At 70.8% G+C, this 22,270-nt stretch carries 18 protein-coding genes; 7 read left to right on the forward strand and 11 right to left on the reverse strand.

What is annotated here, in order from left to right:
* The first annotated feature begins 138 nt into the window (after positions 1-138).
* Positions 139-1,899 carry an extracellular catalytic domain type 1 short-chain-length polyhydroxyalkanoate depolymerase gene (locus tag LXT23_RS06990; RefSeq protein ID WP_407692871.1) on the forward strand — a complete coding sequence of 587 codons (1,761 nt, stop codon included), beginning with the start codon at positions 139-141 and terminating at the stop codon, positions 1,897-1,899.
* Between the two features lie 43 nt (positions 1,900-1,942).
* Here the strand turns inward: LXT23_RS06990 and LXT23_RS06995 are convergent, their stop codons facing one another.
* Genes LXT23_RS06995 through LXT23_RS07015 form a run of 5 tightly spaced genes read right to left on the reverse strand, consistent with a single transcriptional unit; the run spans position 1,943 to position 5,830 of the window.
* On the reverse strand, positions 1,943-3,265 hold the full coding sequence (locus LXT23_RS06995) for a leucine-rich repeat domain-containing protein (protein WP_253979281.1): 1,323 nt from the start codon (positions 3,263-3,265) through the stop codon (positions 1,943-1,945).
* A gap of 31 nt (positions 3,266-3,296) precedes the next feature.
* Positions 3,297-3,656: a hypothetical protein gene (locus LXT23_RS07000; RefSeq protein ID WP_253979282.1), complete on the reverse strand. Its 360-nt coding sequence runs from the start codon at positions 3,654-3,656 to the stop codon at positions 3,297-3,299.
* Positions 3,653-4,204 (reverse strand): YaeQ family protein, encoded by a 552-nt coding sequence (locus LXT23_RS07005; RefSeq protein ID WP_253979283.1) that lies wholly within the window; start codon positions 4,202-4,204, stop codon positions 3,653-3,655. Before LXT23_RS07005 ends, LXT23_RS07000 begins: the two co-directional genes overlap by 4 nt.
* Positions 4,205-4,248: 44 nt before the next feature.
* The gene (locus LXT23_RS07010) at positions 4,249-5,502 is read right to left on the reverse strand and encodes a type II toxin-antitoxin system HipA family toxin (protein WP_253979284.1); all 1,254 of its coding nucleotides are present in this window, start codon (positions 5,500-5,502) and stop codon (positions 4,249-4,251) included.
* Positions 5,489-5,830 (reverse strand): helix-turn-helix domain-containing protein, encoded by a 342-nt coding sequence (locus tag LXT23_RS07015; RefSeq protein WP_253979285.1) that lies wholly within the window; start codon positions 5,828-5,830, stop codon positions 5,489-5,491. Before LXT23_RS07015 ends, LXT23_RS07010 begins: the two co-directional genes overlap by 14 nt.
* A gap of 86 nt (positions 5,831-5,916) precedes the next feature.
* Between LXT23_RS07015 and LXT23_RS07020 the strand changes: the two genes are divergently transcribed.
* The gene (locus tag LXT23_RS07020; protein WP_253979286.1) at positions 5,917-6,699 is read left to right on the forward strand and encodes a tRNA1(Val) (adenine(37)-N6)-methyltransferase; all 783 of its coding nucleotides are present in this window, start codon (positions 5,917-5,919) and stop codon (positions 6,697-6,699) included.
* Positions 6,700-6,708: 9 nt separating this feature from the next.
* On the opposite strand, the gene LXT23_RS07025 is transcribed toward LXT23_RS07020, so the two are convergent.
* Entirely contained in the window at positions 6,709-7,623 is a 915-nt protein-coding gene (locus LXT23_RS07025) for a hypothetical protein (protein WP_253979287.1), read from the reverse strand.
* A 124-nt stretch (positions 7,624-7,747) separates the two neighbouring features.
* Between LXT23_RS07025 and LXT23_RS07030 the strand changes: the two genes are divergently transcribed.
* Both LXT23_RS07030 and LXT23_RS07035 read left to right on the forward strand, forming a co-directional pair.
* Positions 7,748-7,975 carry a DoxX family protein gene (locus LXT23_RS07030; protein ID WP_407692872.1) on the forward strand — a complete coding sequence of 76 codons (228 nt, stop codon included), beginning with the start codon at positions 7,748-7,750 and terminating at the stop codon, positions 7,973-7,975.
* 123 nt (positions 7,976-8,098) lie between these two features.
* On the forward strand, positions 8,099-10,195 hold the full coding sequence (locus LXT23_RS07035) for a CapA family protein (RefSeq protein WP_253979288.1): 2,097 nt from the start codon (positions 8,099-8,101) through the stop codon (positions 10,193-10,195).
* Positions 10,196-10,432: 237 nt separating this feature from the next.
* On the opposite strand, the gene LXT23_RS07040 is transcribed toward LXT23_RS07035, so the two are convergent.
* Positions 10,433-11,020 carry a HEAT repeat domain-containing protein gene (locus tag LXT23_RS07040; RefSeq protein WP_253979289.1) on the reverse strand — a complete coding sequence of 196 codons (588 nt, stop codon included), beginning with the start codon at positions 11,018-11,020 and terminating at the stop codon, positions 10,433-10,435.
* 260 nt (positions 11,021-11,280) lie between these two features.
* Here LXT23_RS07040 and LXT23_RS07045 point away from each other — a divergent pair, with 260 nt between their 5' ends.
* The gene (locus LXT23_RS07045; protein ID WP_253979290.1) at positions 11,281-12,516 is read left to right on the forward strand and encodes an MFS transporter; all 1,236 of its coding nucleotides are present in this window, start codon (positions 11,281-11,283) and stop codon (positions 12,514-12,516) included.
* A 15-nt stretch (positions 12,517-12,531) separates the two neighbouring features.
* Here the strand turns inward: LXT23_RS07045 and LXT23_RS07050 are convergent, their stop codons facing one another.
* Positions 12,532-13,713 (reverse strand): DUF6183 family protein, encoded by a 1,182-nt coding sequence (locus LXT23_RS07050; RefSeq protein WP_253979291.1) that lies wholly within the window; start codon positions 13,711-13,713, stop codon positions 12,532-12,534.
* A gap of 273 nt (positions 13,714-13,986) precedes the next feature.
* Here LXT23_RS07050 and LXT23_RS07055 point away from each other — a divergent pair, with 273 nt between their 5' ends.
* On the forward strand, positions 13,987-15,666 hold the full coding sequence (locus tag LXT23_RS07055; protein ID WP_253979292.1) for an alkaline phosphatase D family protein: 1,680 nt from the start codon (positions 13,987-13,989) through the stop codon (positions 15,664-15,666).
* Here LXT23_RS07055 and LXT23_RS07060 read toward each other — a convergent pair.
* Positions 15,663-18,662 (reverse strand): S8 family peptidase, encoded by a 3,000-nt coding sequence (locus LXT23_RS07060; RefSeq protein ID WP_253979293.1) that lies wholly within the window; start codon positions 18,660-18,662, stop codon positions 15,663-15,665. The two genes, LXT23_RS07055 and LXT23_RS07060, sit on opposite strands and share 4 nt — an antisense overlap.
* Before the next feature lie 316 nt (positions 18,663-18,978).
* On the opposite strand from LXT23_RS07060, the gene LXT23_RS07065 reads away from it, so the two are divergent.
* Positions 18,979-19,275, forward strand: coding sequence for a hypothetical protein (locus tag LXT23_RS07065; protein ID WP_253979294.1), 297 nt, complete (start codon positions 18,979-18,981; stop codon positions 19,273-19,275).
* Between the two features lie 63 nt (positions 19,276-19,338).
* Here the strand turns inward: LXT23_RS07065 and LXT23_RS07070 are convergent, their stop codons facing one another.
* Positions 19,339-20,865, reverse strand: coding sequence for a M16 family metallopeptidase (locus tag LXT23_RS07070; protein ID WP_253979295.1), 1,527 nt, complete (start codon positions 20,863-20,865; stop codon positions 19,339-19,341).
* Positions 20,865-22,268, reverse strand: a complete 1,404-nt coding sequence (locus tag LXT23_RS07075; RefSeq protein ID WP_253979543.1) for a M16 family metallopeptidase — start codon at positions 22,266-22,268, stop codon at positions 20,865-20,867. The genes LXT23_RS07070 and LXT23_RS07075 overlap by 1 nt, the downstream gene beginning before the upstream one ends.
* Between the last annotated feature and the right edge of the window lie 2 nt (positions 22,269-22,270).

Here is a 22,270-nt window from a genome sequence, read left to right on the forward strand (position 1 = left end):
CCCGGAGGCACCATGCAGACGCAGCGTCCCAGCCGTGTCCGGTCGTGCTCGCGGTTCCCCGGAGTCCGCCTCGCGGCGCTCCTGTTGGCAGGTGTCATGGGCTGCGGCCCGAGTGAGGAAGCCCCTACCCGGGAAGCTGTGCCCGAGGAGGTACGGGAGTCACGCAGTGAGCTGACGCAGGTGACGGGCTTCGGCAGCAACCCCGGCAATCTGCTGATGTACCGCCACGTGCCGTCGGGCATGCCCGCGAACGCGCCGCTGGTGGTGGTGCTGCACGGGTGTACGCAGACGGCGGCCGGCATGGAGGGCAGTGGCTGGACGGCCGCCGCCAACACGTACAAGTTCTACGCCGTCTATCCGCAGCAGCAGGGCTCCAACAACGGCGGGACCTGCTTCAACTGGTTCCTGAGCGGCGACTTCAGCCGTGGCCAGGGCGAGGCGCTCTCCATCATCCAGATGGTGGAGGCGATGAAGGCGGCGTACTCCATCGACGCCTCGCGGGTGTACGTGGCGGGCTTCTCGGCGGGCGGGTACATGGCGTCGTCGCTGCTGGCGTCGTACCCGGACGTGTTCGCCGCGGGCTCCATCAACGCAGGCGGGCCGCACCGGTGCGCGCTGTCGTCGAACGAGGGGTTCAGCTGCATGAACCCGGGCGTGGACAAGACGCCAGCGGCCTGGGGTGACCTCGCCCGGGGCGCGTACCCGAGCTACACGGGCCCGCGACCGCCCGTCTCCATCTGGCACGGGACGAGCGACTTCACGGTGCGGCCGGTGAACATGACCGAGGCGATGGAGCAGTGGACGAACGTCCACGGCATCGACCAGACGCCGGACACCACGGAGACGGTGGCCGGCTTCCCGCACAAGGTGTACCGGGACGGCGCGGGCAAGGCGCTGGTGGAGACGTGGGAGCTGACGAACATGGGCCATGCCGTAGGCATCGACCCGCAGTACAGCTTCCCGGGGACGTCCACCGCGTGCGGCGCCATCGGCGCGTACCTGAGCGACGTGAACCTCTGCGCCGTGTATCACCAGGCGCAGTGGTTCGGGCTGACGGGCCCGGTGGCGCCGGGTGACACCACGCCGCCCACGGTGAACCTGACGGCGCCGGGCAACGGGGCCACGGTGAGCGGCACCGTCACCCTCACGGCGAGCGCTTCGGACGCGGTGGGCGTCACGCGGGTGGAGTTCCTGGTGGATGGCAGCGTGGTGGGCACGGATGCGTCCGCGCCGTATGAGCTGGCGTGGAACAGCGCTTCGGTGGGCAATGGCGCGCACGCGCTGGCGGCGCGGGCCTTCGATGCGGCGGGGAACAACGCCACGGACAGCGACACGGGCGTCACCGTGAGCAACAGCGGCACGCCGACGCCCGTCACCGTGAACTTCACCAGCGTGGCCGCGGATGACGGCTACCTGAAGGCGAACGCGGACGGGAGCGCGCCGGCGCTGGGGACATTGACGGGTCTGGCGCTCGGGCGCGGGACGGATGGGAAGTTCAACCGCTCGTTCCTCTCGTTCGACACGTCGAGCATTCCGGACACGGCCAGCGTCACGCGCGCGTACCTGACGGTGACGTACTCGTCGGGCTCGGGTGACGCGTGGGCCAGCCCCGCGGGCAACACGCTGGTCATCGACGTGAAGTCGGGCACGTTCAACGCCGCCGTCACGGAGACGACGGACTGGGCCGCCGCCGCCACCGCAAGCAGCGTGGCGAGCATCGCGAAGTTCACCGCTGGCACGATGGCCTCGACGGACTTCGGCAGCGCGGGGCGCTCCGCCATCAACGTGACGGGCAAGACGCAGCTGCGGCTCGGCTTCACGGGGAGCCAGACGGCCACGGCGTACCTGTTCATCCGGGACGGGGCCAGCGCCACGCTGACGGTGGTGTACACGCCGTAGTGCGGTGAGTCGGGACGGCCCGGGTGCGTCGCGGCCGTCTCGCTCAGTACCCCACGTGGAGGCGGCCGGGTGGGAGCGCCGCCTCCAGCCGCTTCACTTCCGGCTCGGGGACGCGGTCGAGCCCCAGCTTGAACTGCTTGAGCCGGGCGAGTGGAGCGAGGTTCTCCGGCAGCGTGGGCAGCTCCCCCTGGAAGAACCCGGAATGGGTCAGCTTCGGCATCCGCCCGATGCCGTCCACCAGGGCCTGCACCCTGGCGGGCGTCAGCTTGAAGAAGCGCCACCACCAGAGCTTCTTGAGCCGTGGCAGCCGGGTCAGCACCTCGGGGAATCCCTCCAGGGCCATGGCGTCGAGGTACAGCTCCTCCAGGGCTTCGAGCTCGCCGAATGCCTCTGGCAGCCGCGTGAGCTTGTTGCAGTAGCGCAGGCTCAGCTTCTTGAGTGCGGGAAGCCGGCGGAGCTCGGCGGGCAGGGACTGCAGGGGGAGGCTCTCCAGGCTGAGGCTGCGCAGGGCCCGCAGCTCGCCGATGCGCGGGGAAAGCTCCTCGATGTCGTTCGAGTCCAGCGTGAGGCTCTCCAGCGAGGTCAGGGAGAAGACCTCTTCGGGAATGGCCTTCAGCTTCTTCTGTGCGAGCCCGAGGCGCGTGGCCTTCTCGCCCCGCGCCGCCTTCTCCTTCACGGCGGCAATCGCCTTTTCGACCGGGCCGAGCCGGGTGTCTCCGAGCACGGGCTTCCCCGCACGCAGCATCGCGAGGAGGCCCTTCCCGTCGAGCGTCGAGTCGATGACGGTGCCATCGTCGTCTTCGTCCTCCACGTTCCAGGCACCCGGGAGCAGCGCCTCGTGTGGCTCCAGCGTCTTGCGGGGCTTGTCCGGCGCGGTGAGCTTGCTCCCCACGAGGACGTCCACGTCGAGCGCGCCGTGGACCTGGAGGTGGTGGTGCTCCTCGACGAGGACGCGCGCCTTCAGGCCTCCTGCGACACAGAAGACGTCATCCCCCAGCGAGTCGCCGAAGAGGAGTCCCCGGATCCGGGCATTGCCCGCGACGAACATGGCGGAGAACGTGGCGACGTTCTCTACGTCCAGGTCCCCCAGCACCACGAGGAGCGTGTGGTCGGCGGCGTGACCATCTTCGAGCAGGCCCTTCAGTCGCACGTTGCCGGAGACGACGAGCGGTCGCGGCCCGATGACGAGCGAGTCGGCCTCCAGGTCTCCCTCATGGAAGAGGACGCCCTCGGCGGTGATGCCCTCCCACCAGGAGGCCAGGTTCTTTCGCCACTCGGGCGTGGCGACGGCTTCCACGCGAGGCCACAGCTCCTGCGCGGAGGCTTCGCGTCCCCAGACCTTCACCCCGTCACTCTTCGCAGTCATGGCCGCATCAGGCCATGGACCGTGGAGAGCGTCACCCGCCTTCCGCTTCGAGCAGCGCCGCCAGGAACAGCGAGTAGGTCAGCTCGCCGACGAGCCGCTTCTCACGGCGGGCCTGGGTGCGCAGGGCCTTGGGCAGCGAGCAGGGCTTGCCGTGCTCCCCGTCGCGGAGCTGGACGTAGCCCCGCTCGGAGTACCCGAGGACCTGCCACCCGCGCTGGCGGAGCGCCTGGCTGAGGTCATCGGTGAGCTGGTGGTGGATGGCCTTGGCGAGGGGATGGAGGCCGAAGATGTCGTTCGACCAGCCACCCTCCTCCTCTCGCCAGCCGCGTGCGCGCAGGTACTGGGCCTTGCGGGCGAGCGAGAGTCCTCCGACGTGGCGCTCGAGCTTCACAGCGTGGCGCGGGTGATGGGGCCGTCGAAGCTCTGTCCGTCGCACTCGGCATAGACGTGGTCGCCGACGAAGGTGAGCGACAGCTTGATGCGCCGCGAGTCGAACTGGGAGAGCGAGCGGAGCAGGTCGGCATCCACGGCGATGAGCTCTGCCTTGGACACGCGCGAGGCCTTTGCCTCGCGTGCCTCGGCGAGGAAGGCCTCCAGGCGCTGGGTGGACTCGAAGATGACGGCGACCTTGGCGTGCGGGTTCTGGTCCACGGCGCGTTGCACCTTCACCGGGTCCCCCTTGCCCACGCGCACCCAGCGGGTGACGAGGCCGGTGTAGTCACGGCACTCGATGTCCGGCGCCTCGGGCTCGGCCAGGCCCTTGCCGAAGGTGAGCCGCTCCTCCCACAGCCAGCAGAACGCGAGCACGCGCAGCCACGCGCGCTGCATCGTCTCCGACGGGTGGCGCGCGAGCTTGATGACCAGCGTGGGCTGGTCAATCGAGCGGTCGACGTGGCTCAAGGCGACCTGGAAGTCGTACAGCGTCGGGACGAGGGTCATCGGGAGGAGTGTCTAGCGCATTGCCCGGAGCCCGTCGAAGTGCGTCAGCCCGGGGAGTCCGAGCCGTACTCGAACCCCGGGGAGTCGAACGCCCGCTCGATGGCCTTCAGGTCCGCTTCGGTGCCGCCACAGCTCGTCACGACGTCACGCCAGCGGCGGGACACGAGCGCCTTCATCGTGTCGATGAGTCGGGTGGCGTCTTCCCGGGACAGCCGGAAGCGGCCGCAGGCGCTCAGGAGGTTCCGGCGGTTGGCTCGACGGTGCTGCAGGCTGCCCACCTCCATCGCGAGGTCCCGCTCGGTGCTGACCTGGGGCATCGGGGTGAGGTCGTAGGCGGGAGAGAGGTTCCATTCCGAGCCCGCGGCGGTGAGCGCATGGTTGCGAGGATGGTCGTCGATGTTCGAGATGAGCGCGTTGAAGACCATGCGTGAGAACAGCTCTCGCAGGTCCTCATCCGGGTTCGCCACCCAGCGCTTCAGCTCGTCCGCGAGCAGGAGGTACGACCACTTCGAGCGGTCCTGGGGGTTCTCGTCGGCACGGAGCACCGTCAGCGCGCTGACCATGCGGTGGCGCAGGTAGCCTTCGTCGGCGCGCCGGCGGTCGAACCGGCGCACCAGGAGGACGCTCCGGCCGGCGACAGTGAGGACCTTGCTGAAGGCGGATTTCAGGCCGCACTCCCGAGCGAGTTTCAACATGCCGCCTTCGACCGCTGCGTTGTTCCAGCGGTCGCTGCGTGAAGGAAACTTGGCGACCCACAGGTCAACTCCGTCCTCGACGACGTTCTTGGGCCTGGCGCCTCCGAGCGCGGTGCCCGGGTTCATCAGCTCGAGCCCCTGCCCCGTGGACGGTGACAGGCCCTGCTCGAGCTGGTCGGCTGCTTCGAGCAGGAGGTCCAGGTGGAGCACCTGGTTGAACGGGTGGATGGGGGCGGGAGGCGTAGGGCTCTGGCCGAAGGACAGCGCTCCGACGCGGTCTTCGGGTGAGTGCAGGAGGAAATCGACTTCAGTGAGGTCGCCGCGTCCTCGCTGGCACTCGATGATCCGGCGTCCCCAGGCATCTGGCGAGGCGTCTCGCAGCGCACCGAAGATGCCGCCGAGCCGGGCTGTTTCGAAGGTGCCCGGCCGCAGGGGCAGCTCGAACTTCTCCAGCTCGACCGCGCGGGGATTGGCCAGGTAGCTCTTCCCGTAGACGAAGCGTCCAACGCCCTCCTGTTGCACGAAGCGCCCGCAGGTGACGACCTCCATGGACCTGGGGAGCTGGAGGTAGACGAAGCAGCTGGCGCTGTCAGAAGTCGGCATCGAGGTCTGCCTTGGGATGCACCCGCTTGGGGTAGCGCGCCCGCTCCAGCGTCTTTCCCTCCTCGTCCCGGTCTGGTGAGGCGAGGTCGTCGAACTCGCGTTCGAGCCCCAGCGCCCAGAGGGCCGTGAAGTAGGCGCTGAGTGCGGTGGTGGGGCTTCCCTCCTCGATGCGCTTGAGGGTTCCGAGGGCCAGGCCCGTCTTCTTCGCCAGGTCCACCTGCCTCAGGCCGCGCCGGATTCGCGCCGTCGCGATGTTCCGACCCAGGCGAGCGGCGGCTCGCACCACGGCGGCGGGAGTCGTGTCACGCGTCAGGTTCTGGCGGGGCATCGTTCAATCTATTGGCTACAGGATGGGTTACAGGCCACTCTATTGTATTTTAAGGTGCGGAGCCCGCGCGAGGCGTGGTCAATCGAATGCCTGAAACTCCACCACCTGAATCCGGCCCGGACGAGACGCTCGACTCCATCGGCACGGCGGGCGTCCGGGTCCTCCAGCGGCGCACGGGCTACCGCTTCACGCTGGATGCGGTGCTGCTCGCGCACTTCGCGGCGACCGAGGGCACGGGCGCGACAGGCCGCCTCCTGGAGCTGGGTGCCGGCAGTGGGGTGGTGTCCTTCCTGCTCGTGAAGCAGTTCGGCCTTGGGCCGGTGGACGCGCTGGAGCTGCAGCCCGCCGTGTACGCGAGGCTGGAGCGGGCCGTGGCACTCAACGCATGCGAGGACCGGGTGAAGCCACTCCTCGGAGACCTGCGACGGCTGCGTGAGCTGGTGCCGTCGGGGCAGTACGCCCACGTCGTGTCCAATCCACCGTTCCGCCGTGCCGACGCGGGAGTGCGCAGCCCGGACGACGAGCGCGCCGTGTCCAAGTCGGAGGTGGCGTGTGACGCGAGGGACGTCGTGGCCGCGGCACGGCATGCGCTGATGCCCGGCGGCAGCGTGAGCCTGGTGTATCCAGCCACGCGCGTGGCGGAGGTGCTGGGCCTGCTCACCCAGGCGAAGCTGTACCCTTCCGTGCTGCGCCTCGTGCACTCGCGCGTGGACGCTCCTGCCACGCGCTTCCTGGTGCATGCCCTGAGGGACCGCGACCGCGGGCTCGCCGTGCGTCCACCGCTCATCGTCCACGGCGAAGGCCCGGGCGGCTACTCCACGGAGGTGGCCGCGCTGATGGAGCCACCCCTCGCGGAGCAGGGAAGGTGAGCCGGGCGGCTACTCCGCGCTCAGTGCCTTCGTGTTCGTCACCTGAAGCCCACCGTCCTCCGACGCGGTGACGAACATCTCACTGCTGGCGGGCACCTCGAGCGTGGCGCGCCGCATCCGCCCGCCGAGCAGGAAGTCGACCTTCAGCTCGTGGGGACCGGGCTTGAGGTCCTTCATCACCACGCTCGTCGCGTTGCTCGAACCCCGGCGCATCCCATCCAACGACACGGTGCAGGGCTTCTGGCAGCGCACGTTGAGCTGGGACTCCTCCCCTGCCCTGTCCTGCTGCCGGGCCTTCTCCGCCGCGTCCAGGCTCCGGTGCTTCATGAGCGTCACCTGCCCCTTCGAGTCCCCATACAGCGTCGCCTCGGAACCCGACGGAATCTCCACGTAGCCCACGAAGAGCCGCTGCTTGAGGACCCGCCCCTCGGCCTCCACCCGCCGCTTCCCGGGCTCCACGTCCTTGAAGTGCCACGTCCGCCCGTCCTTGCGCAGGCCCCGGCGTCCGTCGAGCAGCACCGTGCACTCCTCCGCGCAGCGCACGTGGGCCACGCTCTTCTCCTGCGACCCGGGGCCAGGTGACGGCTTCGCCTTCGCCCACCCGGGCGTGCCGGGCATGGGCGTGCTGCCAGCCTCCACCACGATGCGCTTGCTGCTGGAGAGGAAGACCTCCGCCTCGGCCACGTCCGGGATGTCCGCGAAGCCGCTGAGGAGCGGACGGCCCAGCACGCCCGTGGCCTCCACGCGCCGCTGGCCGGGGGAGACGGTCTTGAACTCCCAGGTGGACTCGTTCACCCGGAAGCCCCGCTTCCCGTCGAACACCACCGTGCAGTCTTCCGTGCAGCGCACCCGCACGGTGACACCGTCCTCCGCGAGCACAGGGGTCGACACCAGCAACGGCAGGGACAGGAACCACCAGCGCATGGACATGACGTCCCGAGTCTCGCGCCAGTCGCCACCCAGGTCGAGCCACTCCGGGCCACAGCGTTCGCCTCGAGCACTCCGAAGAGCCGCCGCCCGTCTGCCCTCCGAGGGAGGAGGCCATGATATGGCCATCGCCAAGGTCCATGGCTCCAAGGGCTTCGACAACACGAAGGGTGGCTTCGAGTTCAACCTCGCGCTGTCCGCCATCGCGCTCGGGCTGCTGCTTCGCGGGCCGGGCCAGCTGTCGGTGCACAGCGCGCTGGAGCGCAAGGTGAAGCGCAAGGAGCTGCGCCACTTCCGGCTGCTGCCCCGCCAGCGCCGCCGCTCGATGCTGCTGGACCTGCTGGGCTGAAGGGTGCGGCACATCCCCTCATCCCCTGGCCGGGGGTGCGTGTGTTGCCTGCCCGGCTGCCGGTGGGGCGGGCCCGTGGCATTCGCCCCCGGACGCCTGGAGGGCCCGTAAGATGCGCCCGCCATGCCCTCGTCCGTCCTCCTCATGCTGGCGCTCGCCGCCACGCCGGGTGCTCCCCCGGCACGCGAGCCCGCTCCCGCCCACAACTTCTCCACAGCGCAGGCCCGTACGGCCGAGCTGCTCTCCTCCGCCGGCTCGGGCTCCGTGAAGGCCGCGCTCGGGGGTGAAGCCCGCGCCGGGTCCGCCGTCCACATGGCGGGCGACAGGTCCGTGAGGGCCGCGGTCCATGACCTCGCACGAGGCCGCATCGCCGGCACCGTGAACCAGGTGGGCGGTGCCTCCGTGAAGGCGGCAGTGGGCCAGGAGCGGCGTGCCGATATCGCCGCGACCTCGGTGACGGCCGCTGGCATCGCCTCCGCGAAGGCCGCGGTCGAGGATGCTGGACAGTCCGACCTCGCCGCGACCTCGGTGACGGCCGCTGGCATCGCCTCCGCGAAGGCCGCGGTCGAGGATGCTGGCCAATCCGACCTCGCCGCGACCTCGGCGTCGGCCGCTGGCATCGCCTCCGTGAAGGCCGCGGTTCATGAGGGTGCACGGTCCTCGGCAGCAGTCGCCAACACCGTTCCGGCGACGGGTCGCGAGGACGTACGGACTGGCGTCGTGCCCGCCTCTGGCACCACCTCCGCCACCGTGACGCACGCGGTGGGCACCGCCGCAGCTTCCGAGGCAGCAACGCCTCCTCCCGCCAACGTCTCCGACCTCGGCCGGGCCGCCGCTGAAGCCGGTGCCGCTGCCCTGCGCGCCGCCGCCGTGGCCCTGCGCACCGGCCCCAACGCTCCCGCCGTGGCCGACGCCGACGCGAGCTACACGCGCGGCCTCGAGGCCCTCAAGGCGAAGGACACCCGCACCGCCATCACCGAGCTGTCCGCCTGTGTCGCCGCCGCGCCCTCACGCGTGGACTGCCGCTGGGAGCTCGGCTGGGCCTATCAGGTCGATGGCCGCTGGTCCGACGCGCTCGCGCAGTGGACCGAGGTCCAGAAGCTCCAGCCCGACCACCCGGACCTCGAGTCCGCGCTCTCCCAGGCCCGCGGGCAGGCCGCGCTCCAGGAGAAGCTCGCGCGCGGGCCCCAGGTCAGCAACCGCCCTCCCCCGCCCCCGGGCGCCAGGGTGCGCATCCGCGCCGTGGGTGACGTGATGCTCGGCACCACCGTCCCCGAGGACGTCCTGCCCCCCGAGGGCGCCGAGAGCGTCATCGCCGGCGTGCGCCCCCTGCTGGAGGACGCGGACCTCACCTTCGTCAACCTCGAAGGCCCGCTGTGCGACGGCGGCAAGACGACCAAGTGCCGCTCCAAGGGCAACTGCTACGCGTTCCGCTCGCCTACGTCGTACGGCCAGGTCCTCAAGGACGCGGGCGTGGACCTCGCCTCCACGGCGAACAACCACTCCGGTGACTTCGGCGAGGTGTGCCGCCGCGAGACGGAGGCCACGCTCGACAAGCTCGGCATCCCCTGGAGCGGTCCGCCGGGCTCCGTCGCCACGATTGAGCGCAACGGGCTGCGCATCGGCATGGTGGCCTTCCACACGTCGCCGTCCTGCAACCACCTCAACAACCTGGCCACGGCCACGGCGCTCGTCAGCGCGGCGGCGGCGGAGCATGACCTCGTCATCGTGTCCTTCCACGGCGGCGCCGAGGGCGGCAAGGCGCTCCACGTGCCCGAGGGCCGCGAGGTGTTCTTCGGCGAGGACCGGGGCGATTTGCGCACCTTCTCGCGCGCGGTGGTGGACGCGGGCGCGCACCTGGTGCTCGGCCACGGGCCCCACGTGGCGCGCGGCATGGAGTTCTACAAGGGCCGGCTCATCGCCTACTCCATGGGCAACTTCGCCACCTACGGCCGCTTCAACCTGAAGGGTCCGCAGGGGCTCGGCATGGTGCTCGAGGTGGAGCTCGGCGGTGACGGCCGCTACCACTCCGGCCGCATCCTCCCCACGAAGCAGGTGGACAAGGGCATCGCCGTGCCGGACCCGAGCGGCGCCGTCATCCAGTTGGTGCGCGGCCTCACCGCGGACGACTTCCCCGAGACGGGCGCGCGCATCTCCGAGGACGGCACCGTGAAGCCCGCCGGCAAGGGTCCCATCTCCTCCGCTCGCGGCGTGCGGTGACTGTCGGCGTGGGCGCTCAGCGCCGGAGCTGAGCAGGACGCCAGGAACCCGGAGACGAATGCCAGGCGAACGGGACCGGGGGCCGTACCCGTCGTGCTGTCGCACCCCCCCGGACGGCCCGCCGCACGTCGCTGTTCGGAAATGTCGGGGGTTTTAGTGGCGCAAATGTCCCGACATATTCGAACAGTGTGCAGGTGAGGCGCTGCGGGAGGTGTCTGCGGACTGCTGACGGCCTGCTCAGAGCAGCCACTCCCCGGTGCGGATGACGTGGGCGGCCTTTGCCGCCTCCTCACCCACGGTCCCGATGAAGCTCCGGTGCCGCTCCGAGTCCGTGGCGGCGAGCCGCTCCAGCTCCTCGAGGGCGGGCTTCCAGCGCAGCAGCCCCAGGGCGTAGGACGCCCAGAAGCGCAGCTCCGGCTCGGGACTTCGCAGCAGGGCCATCAGCGCCTCGCCCGCCCTGCGCGCCTCCCGCGTGCGCGGGCTTCCATCCTGGAGGACCATGCCCAGGGCTTCGGCGGCCACTCCCCGCACAATCACGGTCTCATCCTCGTCAGAGACCACCTCGCAGAGGGCGGAGACCGCGCGCGCTTCGTGCCCTGGAGCGCAAATACACCCGAGCAGCCAGGCCGCTATCTCCCGGACGCCCGGGTGCAGCGCGCTCCGGACCAGCTCCAGGCACCGGCGCCGCGCCCGCCGCGACTTCATGCGGTCCAGCGCCTTCGCCGCCTCGACGCGGGTGGTGGCGTCCGGGCTCTCCAGCTCACGCAGCCAGCGGGCCTCTGACTGGGACTCGGGGCGTGGAGCGGACGGGCGTCGTGTGGGCACACTCCGTCGACGGGGCGCAGCCGTGTTCCTGACCTCCGCGCACCCGCGCCCACGGGTGCGCCGTCCCTGCGCATCGTGATTCCGAGCGAGCCTCGCGAGACGTGTCACGTTCTCCGGACTCGGCACGTCCGTACGGTGTCATCTCAGCGCACGGTGAAGCCCGGCTGCTGGCCCCTCTGCCAGTCCCATCATTGCGGCTCAAATCATGACGCGAGCCGCGCGGGCAGACGTGGCCTCCGTGCGCTACAAGGACGTCTGCCGTGCGCGCACTCCGACTGCCCCGCCTCTCCTCGCTTCGTGCCTTCGACCATCCCGGCTACCTCGCCGTCTGGATGGGCGCGCTGGTCTCCACCATCGGCACGTGGATGGAGACGGTGGCCATGGGCGTGTACGTCACGCAGGAGACGGGCCGCGCCGAGTGGACGGGCGGCATCGTCGCCCTCACCTTCCTGCCCTCCGTCGTGCTGTCCCCGGTGGGCGGCGCGCTCGCGGACCGCTTCGACCGGCGCGCCTACGTGGCGCTCGGCACGGTGGTGCAGCTGGTGCTCGCGGGCGTGCTGACGCTGCTGGCCTTCACGCACCAGCTCAGCGTGCCCGCGGTGGCCGTCATCTCGCTGCTGCACGGCTGCGCCTCCACGCTCATCAACCCCGCCTTCTCCGCGATGCTCGCGGAGCTCGTCCCGCCGAGCGACTTGCACAGCGCGATGAGCCTCAACTCGGCGCAGTTCAACCTGGGGCGCATCATCGGCCCGGCGCTCGCGGCGATGGTGCTGGGCGTGGGCGGCACGTCGTGGGCGCTGCTCGTCAACACGCTGTCCTTCGTGGCGGTGCTGGTGGCGCTGTCGCGGGTGAAGGTGCCGCCGCGGGACTCGGCGAAGACGTCCAATGGCCTGTGGAAGCAGATTGCCCATGGCATCTCGGTGGCGCGGCAGGACACGGACATCTCGTTGATGCTGTGGGGCACGCTGTTCATCGCGGCGCTGGTGGCGCCCTTCATCGGCCTGGTGCCGGTGTTCGCCATCCGCGAGTTCGGCCAGGGCGCGGCGGCCACGTCGCTGCTCGTCACCTGCCAGGGGGCGGGCGCGGTGACGGCGGCGCTGGTGGTGGGCACGCTGGTGGACCGGCTGGGCCAGCGGCGGCTGCTGGCGTGGCTGGCGCTCTCCATCGGCGCGGTGGCCTCGCTCTACTGGCTGGCGCCGTCGCTGCAGCTGGCGGCCGTGGGCATCTTCGTGCTCGGCGCGAACTACATGATGCTGATGAGCGGGATGCACGCCTTCTGCCAGGCGCGCGTGCCGCGCAACCTGCAGGCGCGGATGAGCAGCCTCTACAGCATGGTGCTCGGCGGCGGGTACGCGGCGGGCGTGTGGGGCCAGGGCGCGCTGGCGGACCGGGTGGGCCTGCGCTTCGTCACCGTGAGCTTCAGCATCCTGTTCCTCGCGCTCGTGCTGACGCTGCGCCTGCTCAGCCCGCGTGCCCTCGAAGGCTCCGAGGCGTAGGGCGCGGGCCGGGGACTACTTCTCGTCCTCGTCCCGGGCCTCCGTCGCCGCGAGCACGGCAAGCGACGCCCCGTCCGCGTGCAGCGCCGCCACCGCGAGCTGCCACCTGCTGTCGAGGAACCACGGGGTGGCGACTCTCGGAGGCACCAGGTCCACCCAGCCGCAGGCGAGCGTCAGCCCTTCCACCTCTTCGAGCGGGAGCCCCTCCTCTGCTCCCGCCAGGGCCGCCAGCGAGCGCCACGCATCCAGGCGCCCGTAGGCCCCTTGCTGACCCTCGGTGTAGGGCCCTCCGGCGGCCGCGGCGGAGAAGAGGCTCCGGAACACGGCCTCCGGGCGGAGCGAAGACAGGGCACGGAGGGTGTCCTCGCCCGCGCCCTCCAGGCAGTCCAGGCGGAGCGCCCCGAGCAGCTCCGGCCCCGGAGTGCGCGCGAGCACCGGAGGCGTCAGCGTGAAGGCCCGCGCCTCGATGCGCTGGTTCCCCGAGCTCCACTCGCGGACCACCGTCGTGAGCCGCTCGCGGAGCGCTTCGTCCCGGAGCTCGTGTGGCACGGACCTGCGGCCGGCCTCGGCTGGGAGCGCGCCTCGCTCGTCAGCCATGGGATGCCCCTGGGGAGCGCCGTAGCAGGCTGGAAGCCCCGCCTCCACGTCCAGCAGACGGAGCGGGAGCACCCCGAGCGGATGCCCCGCCTCCACCAGCGCCTTGCGCCAGCGCCGCGCCCCGTCCTCCTGCTCCAGGTCCAGGCCCCGGGTGACGTACTCATACATCCAGCACGCGGGCAGCTCGAGGGAGCCGGGCGTCACCGTCAGGCGCAGCAGCCAGGCCATCAGTAGGCGAGGGGACTGCCGGAGGGCCAGGAGCCCGGCGAGCTTCTGCCGCCGTCGCAGCTCCAGGATGGGAGACCGCAGCCCCGGGATGGGACGTGAGGTCAGCCGCAGGAGCGCGGGTACGCCCCTCCCATCATGCAGGCACGCCAGGTGCTGCTCTATCTCCCAGGTGAAGGAGAACAGGGCCCAGAAGGCCTCCGACTCGACCTCGCTGAGCGCCTCATGCAGCGTGAGGAGGCCCCCGATGCCACGGTCCGCGGAGCCGGACCAGCGCGTCACGACCTCGGAGTGCCACTGCATCTCCTTCGAGGTCCGCAGCCTCTCGAGGATGTCGCGCAGCTCCGCCTGAAGCGAGTCGTCGGCCGGGGACATGCTGCCCTCCTTCCACCCCATCCTGACGGGCCGCGAGCGCCGCGGTCCACCGCTGGACACGCGCGCGCTCTCTCCGGCCGAGCCTGCTGCGTCCATGCCACGCTGCTCGGCTTCCTCGGGAAGTGAACGCACGACTGCCCCCAGGTCTGTGGACAACTTGGGGACCGCGCCCGCGCGCCCGGTGAAGCGTCCCCCCGCGCCGCGGCTGAGGCGCTCCGGGTAGACTGCCAGGGCCCGGGGCGTTGAGCCCCAGCGCATTTCCAGGGGGGCACGATGAAGACGTTGCTTGGACCCATCCTCCATGCGGAGGACCAGCGGTCCGCGGACCTGTGGACCTTCTCCGTCAATCTTTATCTCGCGGGCACGGACGCCTCGCGGCCCCTGCCGCTCCGGCTGCGCTTCTTCGACGCGGACACCCAGGAGCTCGCCGACGTCGCCTCCAGCGAGGCGAAGGTGGCCGCGGACTTCTCCAGCCTGAAGCGTTGCGCCGGCGTGCTGTGGAAGTGGACCGTGGCCCTGCGGCGCAAGGACACGCAGCACCGGGTGACGTACCGCTTCGAGTCGCTGGAGGGCACCCCCGCGCCGGTGGGATTGGACGCCGTGAAGGACATCGTCATCCCCAAGGCGGGAGAGCTGCCGCGCGCGGCCTTCTTCTCCTGCAACGGCGCCAGCAGCGCGGACAAGTGGAACCGCATGAAGCACCCCTTCGCGTGCTGGAAGGACATGAGGACCCAGCACGAGGAACCCGAGGGAGGCTTCCACCTGCTCATCGGCGGCGGAGACCAGGTGTACGCGGACTCTGTCTCCGCCGGGGACTACAGCAGCCAGGATGAGCTGAGGCAGCTGCGCAAGACGGCGATGGAGCTGAAGGCCGGGCAGCCGCCGCCCCCGGGCCTCCACGAGGAGCTGCTGTCCCGCTACGTGGACCTGTACTGCCGGCACTGGAGCGGCCAGGAGGGCATCGCCACCATGCTCTCGCGAGTGCCCGGCGTGTATACCTGGGACGACCACGACATCGTCGACGGCTGGGGCTCCGAGGAGGAGCACCTGACCACCGCCTGGTACCGGGCCGTCTACAGCGCGGCGGCCCTGGCCTTCGAGGCGTTCCAACTGGGCGGCCTGAAGACGGAAGACAAGACGCCCCGCGAGCGGGAGCCGGCCACCACGCACTACCTCCAGACCCTGCGCTTCGAGGGCGAAAGGTGTGAGGTGGACTTCGTGGTGCTGGACCTGCGCAGCGGGCGCACCAGCCGCGTGCAGCCCAACGGGAAGACGGAGTACCAGGTGCTGAGCCCCACGCAGTGGGCGGCCCTGGATGCGTGGCGGAAGGAACACGCCGGTCGGCCGGAGAAGGAGAAGGAGAAGAAGCCGAAGGCCCGGCACGTCCTCCTCGTGTCGTCCGTTCCCCTGGTGCACCTGCGCTTCGGCCCTGGCGTGGAGAACGCGGGCGGAATGGTGGGGCTGCGCGACGACATGCTGGACCAGTGGGAGTCCCTCGTGCACCGCGGCGAGCGCATCCGGCTGATGATGGACCTTCTCACCCTGGCGAAGGCGTCCAGCTGCGCGGTGACGGTGGTGTCCGGTGACGTGCACGTGGCCGCCTGGGGCCTCATCCGCTCGCGAAAGCCGGAGCACCTCCCCGAGGGGCTGTCCGAGGTCGCGATTGTGCAGGTGACGTCCTCCGGCATCGTCCACCCGCCGCCCAACTGGCTCGAGTTCCAGGGCATGCGCCTGATGTCAGCGGAGGGAGTGGAGAACCTGCAACAAGCCCTGCAGACGGAGATGCTGTCCGTGGGCGAAGACCGCTTCCTGCGCGAGCGCAACTGGCTGTCGCTGCGCGTGGACCCGACCAGCTCCGAGAAGACCCGCCCCAAGCTGTGGCTGCGGTGGGAGGCCGAGCACACCGTCCTCTCCACCCAGGTGGTGGTGGAGCCACCGCCGCCCTCCCGCTAGGCGCGGGCCCGCGGCCTCGCGCGAGTCCTCCGGCGGCCCCACGGGAGCAGCCCGAGCAGCACGAGGGCGGGAACGCAGAGCCCTCCGGTGGTGGAGCACCCGCCGTCCTCCTCACGAGGCGGCGGCTCCGGAATCGCCTGGGGTTGGTAGATGGACACCAGCTTCACGGAGACGGCCGTGAAGGCTTCGTCGCCGTCGCTCACCACGACATCGAAGTCGAGAGGCGTGTGCCTGGTGGCCCAGGACGCGGGAGGGTCCCAGGACAGCAGGCCCGTCGTCCTGTCCACGCGGACCCACTCAGGAGCTCCCTTCACCGTGAAGCTGAGCACGTCGTTCGGGCCGGGGTCTGACGCCTGGACCTGGTACGTCATCGGCTCCAGCTTTGTCACGACCTGCTTGGGGATGAGCTCCACCCGGGGAGGGGCGTTCTCGACGGGGACCTCGAAGGCGCGGTCGTAGTGCCCGGTGGCGGACTCGACGCGCACGACGCCACGCTGCGGGGCATTGCCGGCCGCGTTGTCCGCGTACACGCGGCGGGTGGAGGGCTCGGTCGTCACCTCGTCGAACCGGCCGTCCCCGTCGAAGTCCCAGTGGTAGCGGAGGATGGGCTCACAGCCGGGCTCGGCCCGGGCGCTGAGTCCCGCCGTCACCGGCTCCGTCCTGCCTTCGCCTTCCACGCTCACGTCCAGGATGACGGGCGTGCCGCAGGCGACGACGGCGCCCCAGGTGATGATGGACGAGGGACCTCCCTGTTGGCCCACGACCCGGGCGGCCACCCGGTGGACACCGGTGGTCGGGAAGGCATGCACCCGCGAGCCGCGGCCGAGCACCCGCGCCCCGGTCAGGGACACGAGCTCGGTGATGGGGTCCTGCGCCGTCGGGCGGAAGCTCACCCCATCGTGGTCCAGGTCCCACTCCACGACCCACCGCTCGGCGCGGAGCGGTGCGATGAAGGCGATGTCGAGCGTGAAGGGGTGGCGCACCTGGGGCACCACGACCTCCGGGGCCAGCTCCACGGGGGCGGGATGCTCCAGGAGGTAGGTCGGAGGGAACTGCTGGATGCGCGAGGCATTTCCAGTCGCGTCGAGCACCCTCACCGCCACCGCCGTCGGCTCCGGATTCGACGGCACCAGCTGGACGGAGGAGTGCACCCAGGAACGACCGGGAGGCGGCGAGCCAGGCTCGCTCTTCGACGCATCCACGTCGAAGCGCCCGTCGTAGTCCGCGTCCCACTGGACCACATAGGGAGCTGGAGTGCCTCTGTCCCAGAACGAGACCCGGAAGTCCGCCTGCGCCAGCTCATGGGGATTCCAGTAGGCGCGCTCGTCGGAAAACAGGCCGGGTGTCCCCGAGAACAGGCGATGGGCCGTGAAGGTGTCTCCTCCGGGGAAGGTGACGGTGACGCCCCCTTCCTCCGGGGGAGCCCACTCCGCGGTGGCGATGCCGTCTCCGGCGACCCGGTCGGGGCCCTGGCCATCGTCGAGGAGGACGAGGCTCCAGGGCTCCACGCTCAGCTGGACCGTCACCGGCCCCGCGGCCTGGTCGCAGCGGATGTTCAGCGCGGCCAGCGTCATGATGCTGTTGAAGTCCGGCCGCTCCTCACCGGCGTGGACGACGTCTCCCGAGGGCTCCAGGCGCCTGACCACCGTCTGGTCCGCGCAGGTCAGCGAGCCCACGCCTCCCGTACCCACGGCCCGGATGCGGCGGCCGGTGACGCTGTGGTCGCGCAGCGCAGGCACCTGCTGGCCACCGCTGAGCACCAGGTTGCGCAGCGCCCGCCAGTCGCGTCCGGGCTCCTGCGCGTGCAGGAGCGCCACGAGGCCGGTGACATGGGGCGCCGCCATGGACGTGCCCTGGTAGATGGCAAACCCTCCTCGGAGGGCCGTGCTCAGGATGGAGGTCCCCGGAGCGAAGATGTCCACCCGCTGGCGCCCGTGATTGGAGAACGGGGCCCGGCGGTCCCACGCGTCCGAGGCCCCCACGCTGAGGACGTTGGGCAGGTCGTGTTCGGCCGGGTAGAAGGCGCCACCGTCCGCATCCAGGTCCAGGCCGGCGTTGCCCGCGGCCGCCACGAAGAGGATGCCTGCGTGGAGGTGGCGGTTGATGGCCCCCTGCAGCGCCTGCGAGGTCGAGGCCCCGCCCCACGAGTTGTTCGTGGCGATGAGGTTCACCGGGTGGCGGGCCCGCGTCTTCAGGTCCAGCAGGTAGTCGAGGCAGCGGAGCGCGGCGTCCCCCTTGAAGCTGCCTGACGCGTCTTCCATCTTGCAGGCGATGAGCTTCGTGCGAGGGCTCACCCCCACGACTCCGGGCCCGTTGCCGGCGCGCGCGGCGATGGTGCCGGCCACGTGCGTGCCATGGCCGTTGACGTCCATGGGTGGCTTCGTCCGTGTGTAGTCCGTCGCGTCGATGCCGTGGACGTCGTCGACGTAGCCATTGCCGTCGTCGTCCACGCCGTTGCCGGCGACCTCTCCGGGGTTGACCCACATGTTGTCGGCCAGGTCCGGGTGCGTGAAGTCCACGCCGCTGTCGATGACAGCGACCACGCCCGACTCGCGCTCTTGGAGGATCGCCCAGGCCTCGGGCACGTTGAGGTCCGCGTCCACCGTGCCGAGCGTCTGGCCCGTGTTGTCCAGCGCCCACAGCTCCCCGAAGCGCGAGTCCGCGGGCAGCGCGGAGGGCATGTAGATGAAGTTGGGCTCCGCGTAGGCGACGAGCGGGTCTCGGCGGTAGTGCTCCAGGGCCTGCTCGACGCTCGTGCCCTCCGGGAGCCGCACGTGCTGGAGCCCGGCCAGCTTGCGGAACCGGTGCATGACGCGGGCGCCCTTCACCGCGTGCGTGGCGTCCTGCTTCAGGGCCGGGGCGTCGTCGCGGAAGCGCACCAGCACCTCTCCCTCGACATACGCAGGTGTGGCGGGGCGCTGGAGTGACGGAACCGCCGTGGGCGCTGGAGGCGGCGCGGGCCGGCTCTCACAGCCGGGCACCACGGCTCCGGCCACGAGCCCCGCCAGCACTCGCAGGCACCGGCTGGAAGGTGCGCCTCGAAAAAGTCTCTCCTGGAAAAGCCTCATCACACTTCCCCCTCGCAGAGGCGATTGCGCGTGGTCCCTGACTCCCCGGCCGGAGGGCACGTGAGCAACCGTCAATAGGAGGGAGAGCGACACGGAAGCCGCATCCCAGAATTCGCAAGCGCGTGGCTCTCGAGGCCCCCGTCCAGGCAGCCGGGGGCCCGTGCCGTCGCGGGAGCCTTGGTATGCGGGGGGCGCGCTCCGACATTCACCTCGTAGCCGTACCCCTTCCGACGAGGAGCGCCCCATGGCCAACAGGAAGTACGACCCGTACAAGGGCGGCAAGGAGAACCCCACCAAGCCTCCCTACGCTCCGGACCGCGTGGAGCGCGGGCTGGAGGCGGACGACACCCGGCCGCTGTATGCCGGCGAGTCCATCCACTCCACGCGCGAGCAGAAGTTCGCGCTCGACAGCGACGCCGAGGTGGGCGGCCCCGTGCCCAACATCACCAGCCCCATCGAGGAGGCGGATGAGCTGGAGCGCGAGCGCGCCGGCCGCGAGCGGGCGGAGCAGCGCAACGCCGCCGACGAGGAGACCCCCTGAGACACCACGGGCCCCCGGGAGTGCTTCCCGGGAGCCCGTGTGCACCTCAGGCGAGCGCGGTGGCTACTTCGCCGCGCGCGGAGTGGGCGCCGCGTCCGGCTCCACCGGGGTCAGCTTGCCCAGGTTGAGCGGGCTCACCTGCTCCTGGATGGTGTTGGGGTCCCCCACGAGGATGAACTGCATGGCGGCGGGCTCCAGGTAGAGCTCCGCCACGCGCTGCACCTCGGCGGCGGTGGCCTTGCGCAGCCCCTCCACGGTGCGGTTGTACTCATCCATGGGCCGGCGCCGGAAGAAGAGGTCCGCGGCGCTGGCGCCCAGGCCCTCCACCGTCTCGAAGGCGCCCGGGAAGCCGCGGATGAGCCCCTCGCGCGCGGCCTCCAGCTCCTTCTCCGAAATGGGCTTGTCCTTCAGGCCGCTCATCTCCCCCACCACTTCCTTGAGGGCGGGCCCCGTGACGTCCTGGCGCACGGAGGTGAAGGTGATGAGCGGGCCCACGCCCAGGCGCGGCACGGAGCTGGCGCCCGCGCCGTAGCTGTAGCCCTTGGCCTCGCGCAGGTTCATGTTGAGGCGGCTGCCGAAGAAGCCACCGAACACCGTGGTGGCCAGCTCCAGCGCGTACTCGTCCGCGTGGCCCACGGCGATGCCGGGACGGCCCGCCATGATGATGGTCTGCTCCATGTCCGGCTTCGGAATCACCCGCACCAGCTCGCGCGGAGGCGCGGCCGTGGGGGGCGGGGCGGCAGGCGGCGTGGCCTTGCCCTTCCACGCGCCCAGGTGCTTCTGCGCCAGGGCCTTCGCCTCGTCGAGGGTGATGTCGCCGGCGAAGAGGACCGCGGCGGCCTTGGGGCCGGAGTGCTTCTGGTAGAAGCCCTTCGCGTCCCCAAGCGTGAGCGCCTGCACCGAGGCGGGCGTGCCCGACGAGATGTGGCCGTACGGGTGGTCCTCGCCGAAGACGGCGGTGTAGTACGCCAGCTGCGCGAGCATGTACGGCGAGCCGAGCATGCGCACCAGGGCATCCAGGTTCTGCTTCTTGCGCCGCTCGAACGTCTGCGCGCTGAACGTGGGCCGCAGCACCATGTCCGCGAGCAGGCCGAGCGCCGGGTCCGCGTTGCGCTTCAGCACGCGCACGCCCACCTGCGCGCCGTCCGACTCCACCTCCAGCGACGGGGACACGCCCAGGTCGGAGAAGGCGTTGTCCAGCGCCACCGTGTCGCGGGTGCCCGCGCCCTCCAGCAGCATCCGGTAGGACAGGTCCGCCAGGCCCTCCTTGCCCCGGGGGTCCTGCGCGCTGCCGGCGGCGAAGGCCACGCCCACGAAGACGAGCGGCAGCTCACGCCGGGTGCTCACGATGACGGTGAGCCCGTTGTCCAGCTTCGCGCTCTGGAACGTGGGCAGCACCAGCTCCGGCGCCTTGCCCGGCTGGGGCGGCTTCGCGCGGAAGGCCTCGGTGTCACTGGGGGCCTCGGCCGGGGGCACCTGCTCGGGCTGGGCGCCGAGGGCGGGCGAGTCCGGGCTGGGCGGCGGGGGCGTCTGGGTGCTGGCGCAGGCGGCCAGCGTGGTGACGAGCAGGGCGGTGAAGAGGCGACGCATCAGTTGCGCTCCTTCGGGGCTGCAGGGGGCTGACGGCGGGGCGCCGGCACGGCGTGGAGGATGACGCGCGCGTCGTTGCGCAGCGTGTCCTGGGCGAACTGCTTCACGTCGTCGGGGGTGAGGGACTCGTAGCGGGCCAGGTCCTGGGCAATGAAGCTGGGCTCGCCGGTGAAGTGGTTGTAGCTCTGGAGGACGTCCGCCTTGCCGCCGAAGCCGCCCACGGCCTGGAGGCCGGCGAGCATGCGCGTGTCGAAGCGGGTGCGCGCGCGGTCCAGCTCGTCCTGGGTGATGCCCTTGCGGCGCAGCTCCTCCAGCACCGCGTCCACCTCCTTGAGGACCGTGTCCGTGGAGACGCCGGGGCTGGCGGTGACGTCCAGCGTGAAGACGGACTGGCCGCCCTGGCTCATCTGGGTGGCGCTCACGCTCTGCGCCAGGCGCTTCTCCAGCACCAGCCGGCGGTAGAGGCGGCTGGCCTTGCCGGTGGCCAGCACCGTGGCCAGCACGTCGGCGGTGGCGTCCCCCGCCTCCAGGTACGCGGGCGTGTGCCACTGGAGCGACAGCAGCGGCAGCGTGGCCACCTTCTCCTCGTGGCGGATGACCACGGGCGCGGTGAGCTTCACCGGGGCGACTTCAGGGCGCTTCGGCTTGGGCGTGCTCGGCAGCGTGGCGAAGTACTTCTCCACCAGCGCCTTCGTCTTCGCGACGTCGAAGTCACCGACGATGGCGAGCGTCGCATTGGACGGGGCGTACCACTGGCGGAAGAAGCCCTTCACGTCGTCCAGGGTGGCCGCGTTCAGGTCCTTCATCGAGCCGATGACGTCACCGTGGTACGGGTGCGGCAGCGGGAAGAGCGTCTGCCACGCCTTCTCGCGGGCCAGCCCGTACGGGGAGATTTCCGTCGACTGCCGGCGCTCGTTCTTCACCACCTCGCGCTGCGTCTCGAGCTTCTCCGCCGTGAGGGTGTCCAGCAGGAACCCCATGCGGTCGCTCTCCAGCCACAGCGCCGTCTCCACGTGGTTGCTCGGGACGGTCTCGAAGTAGTTGGTGCGGTCGAAGCTGGTGGTGCCGTTGAGGTCGGTGCCGCCAATCTGCTCGAGCAGGGAGATGTGGACGTCGTCCGCCACGTTGCGCGAGCCCTGGAACATCATGTGCTCGAAGAGGTGGGCGAAGCCGGTGCGGCCGGGCTGCTCGTGGTACGCGCCGACGTGGTACCAGACGTTGACGGCGACGACGGGCAGCTTCCGGTCGACGGAGAGGATGACCTCCAGCCCGTTGGGCAGGGTGTACTTCTCATAGGACAGGGCGAGCGCTTCGCGTCCGGGTGCGAGCGGCTTCGCCTCCTGCGGTGACTGGGCGAGCGCCGGCAGCCCGACGAGCAGGGCCGCGGCGACGAGGGCCTTCATTT

The sequence above is a fragment of the Pyxidicoccus xibeiensis genome (assembly GCF_024198175.1).
GTDB lineage: Bacteria > Myxococcota > Myxococcia > Myxococcales > Myxococcaceae > Myxococcus > Myxococcus xibeiensis.

What these genes read in the sequence shown, in the direction of transcription:
- LXT23_RS07005 (WP_253979283.1), bottom strand. Translation starts at nt 4,204, where the DNA reads ATGACCCTCGTCCCGACGCTGTACGACTTCCAGGTCGCCTTGAGCCAC.
- LXT23_RS07075 (WP_253979543.1), bottom strand. Translation starts at nt 22,268, where the DNA reads ATGAAGGCCCTCGTCGCCGCGGCCCTGCTCGTCGGGCTGCCGGCGCTC.
- LXT23_RS07020 (WP_253979286.1), top strand. Translation starts at nt 5,917, where the DNA reads ATGCCTGAAACTCCACCACCTGAATCCGGCCCGGACGAGACGCTCGAC.
- LXT23_RS07010 (WP_253979284.1), bottom strand. Translation starts at nt 5,502, where the DNA reads ATGCCGACTTCTGACAGCGCCAGCTGCTTCGTCTACCTCCAGCTCCCC.
- LXT23_RS07065 (WP_253979294.1), top strand. Translation starts at nt 18,979, where the DNA reads ATGGCCAACAGGAAGTACGACCCGTACAAGGGCGGCAAGGAGAACCCC.
- LXT23_RS07030 (WP_407692872.1), top strand. Translation starts at nt 7,748, where the DNA reads ATGGCCATCGCCAAGGTCCATGGCTCCAAGGGCTTCGACAACACGAAG.
- LXT23_RS07050 (WP_253979291.1), bottom strand. Translation starts at nt 13,713, where the DNA reads ATGTCCCCGGCCGACGACTCGCTTCAGGCGGAGCTGCGCGACATCCTC.
- LXT23_RS07015 (WP_253979285.1), bottom strand. Translation starts at nt 5,830, where the DNA reads ATGCCCCGCCAGAACCTGACGCGTGACACGACTCCCGCCGCCGTGGTG.
- LXT23_RS07035 (WP_253979288.1), top strand. Translation starts at nt 8,099, where the DNA reads ATGCCCTCGTCCGTCCTCCTCATGCTGGCGCTCGCCGCCACGCCGGGT.
- LXT23_RS07070 (WP_253979295.1), bottom strand. Translation starts at nt 20,865, where the DNA reads ATGCGTCGCCTCTTCACCGCCCTGCTCGTCACCACGCTGGCCGCCTGC.
- LXT23_RS06995 (WP_253979281.1), bottom strand. Translation starts at nt 3,265, where the DNA reads ATGACTGCGAAGAGTGACGGGGTGAAGGTCTGGGGACGCGAAGCCTCC.
- LXT23_RS07055 (WP_253979292.1), top strand. Translation starts at nt 13,987, where the DNA reads ATGAAGACGTTGCTTGGACCCATCCTCCATGCGGAGGACCAGCGGTCC.
- LXT23_RS07025 (WP_253979287.1), bottom strand. Translation starts at nt 7,623, where the DNA reads ATGCGCTGGTGGTTCCTGTCCCTGCCGTTGCTGGTGTCGACCCCTGTG.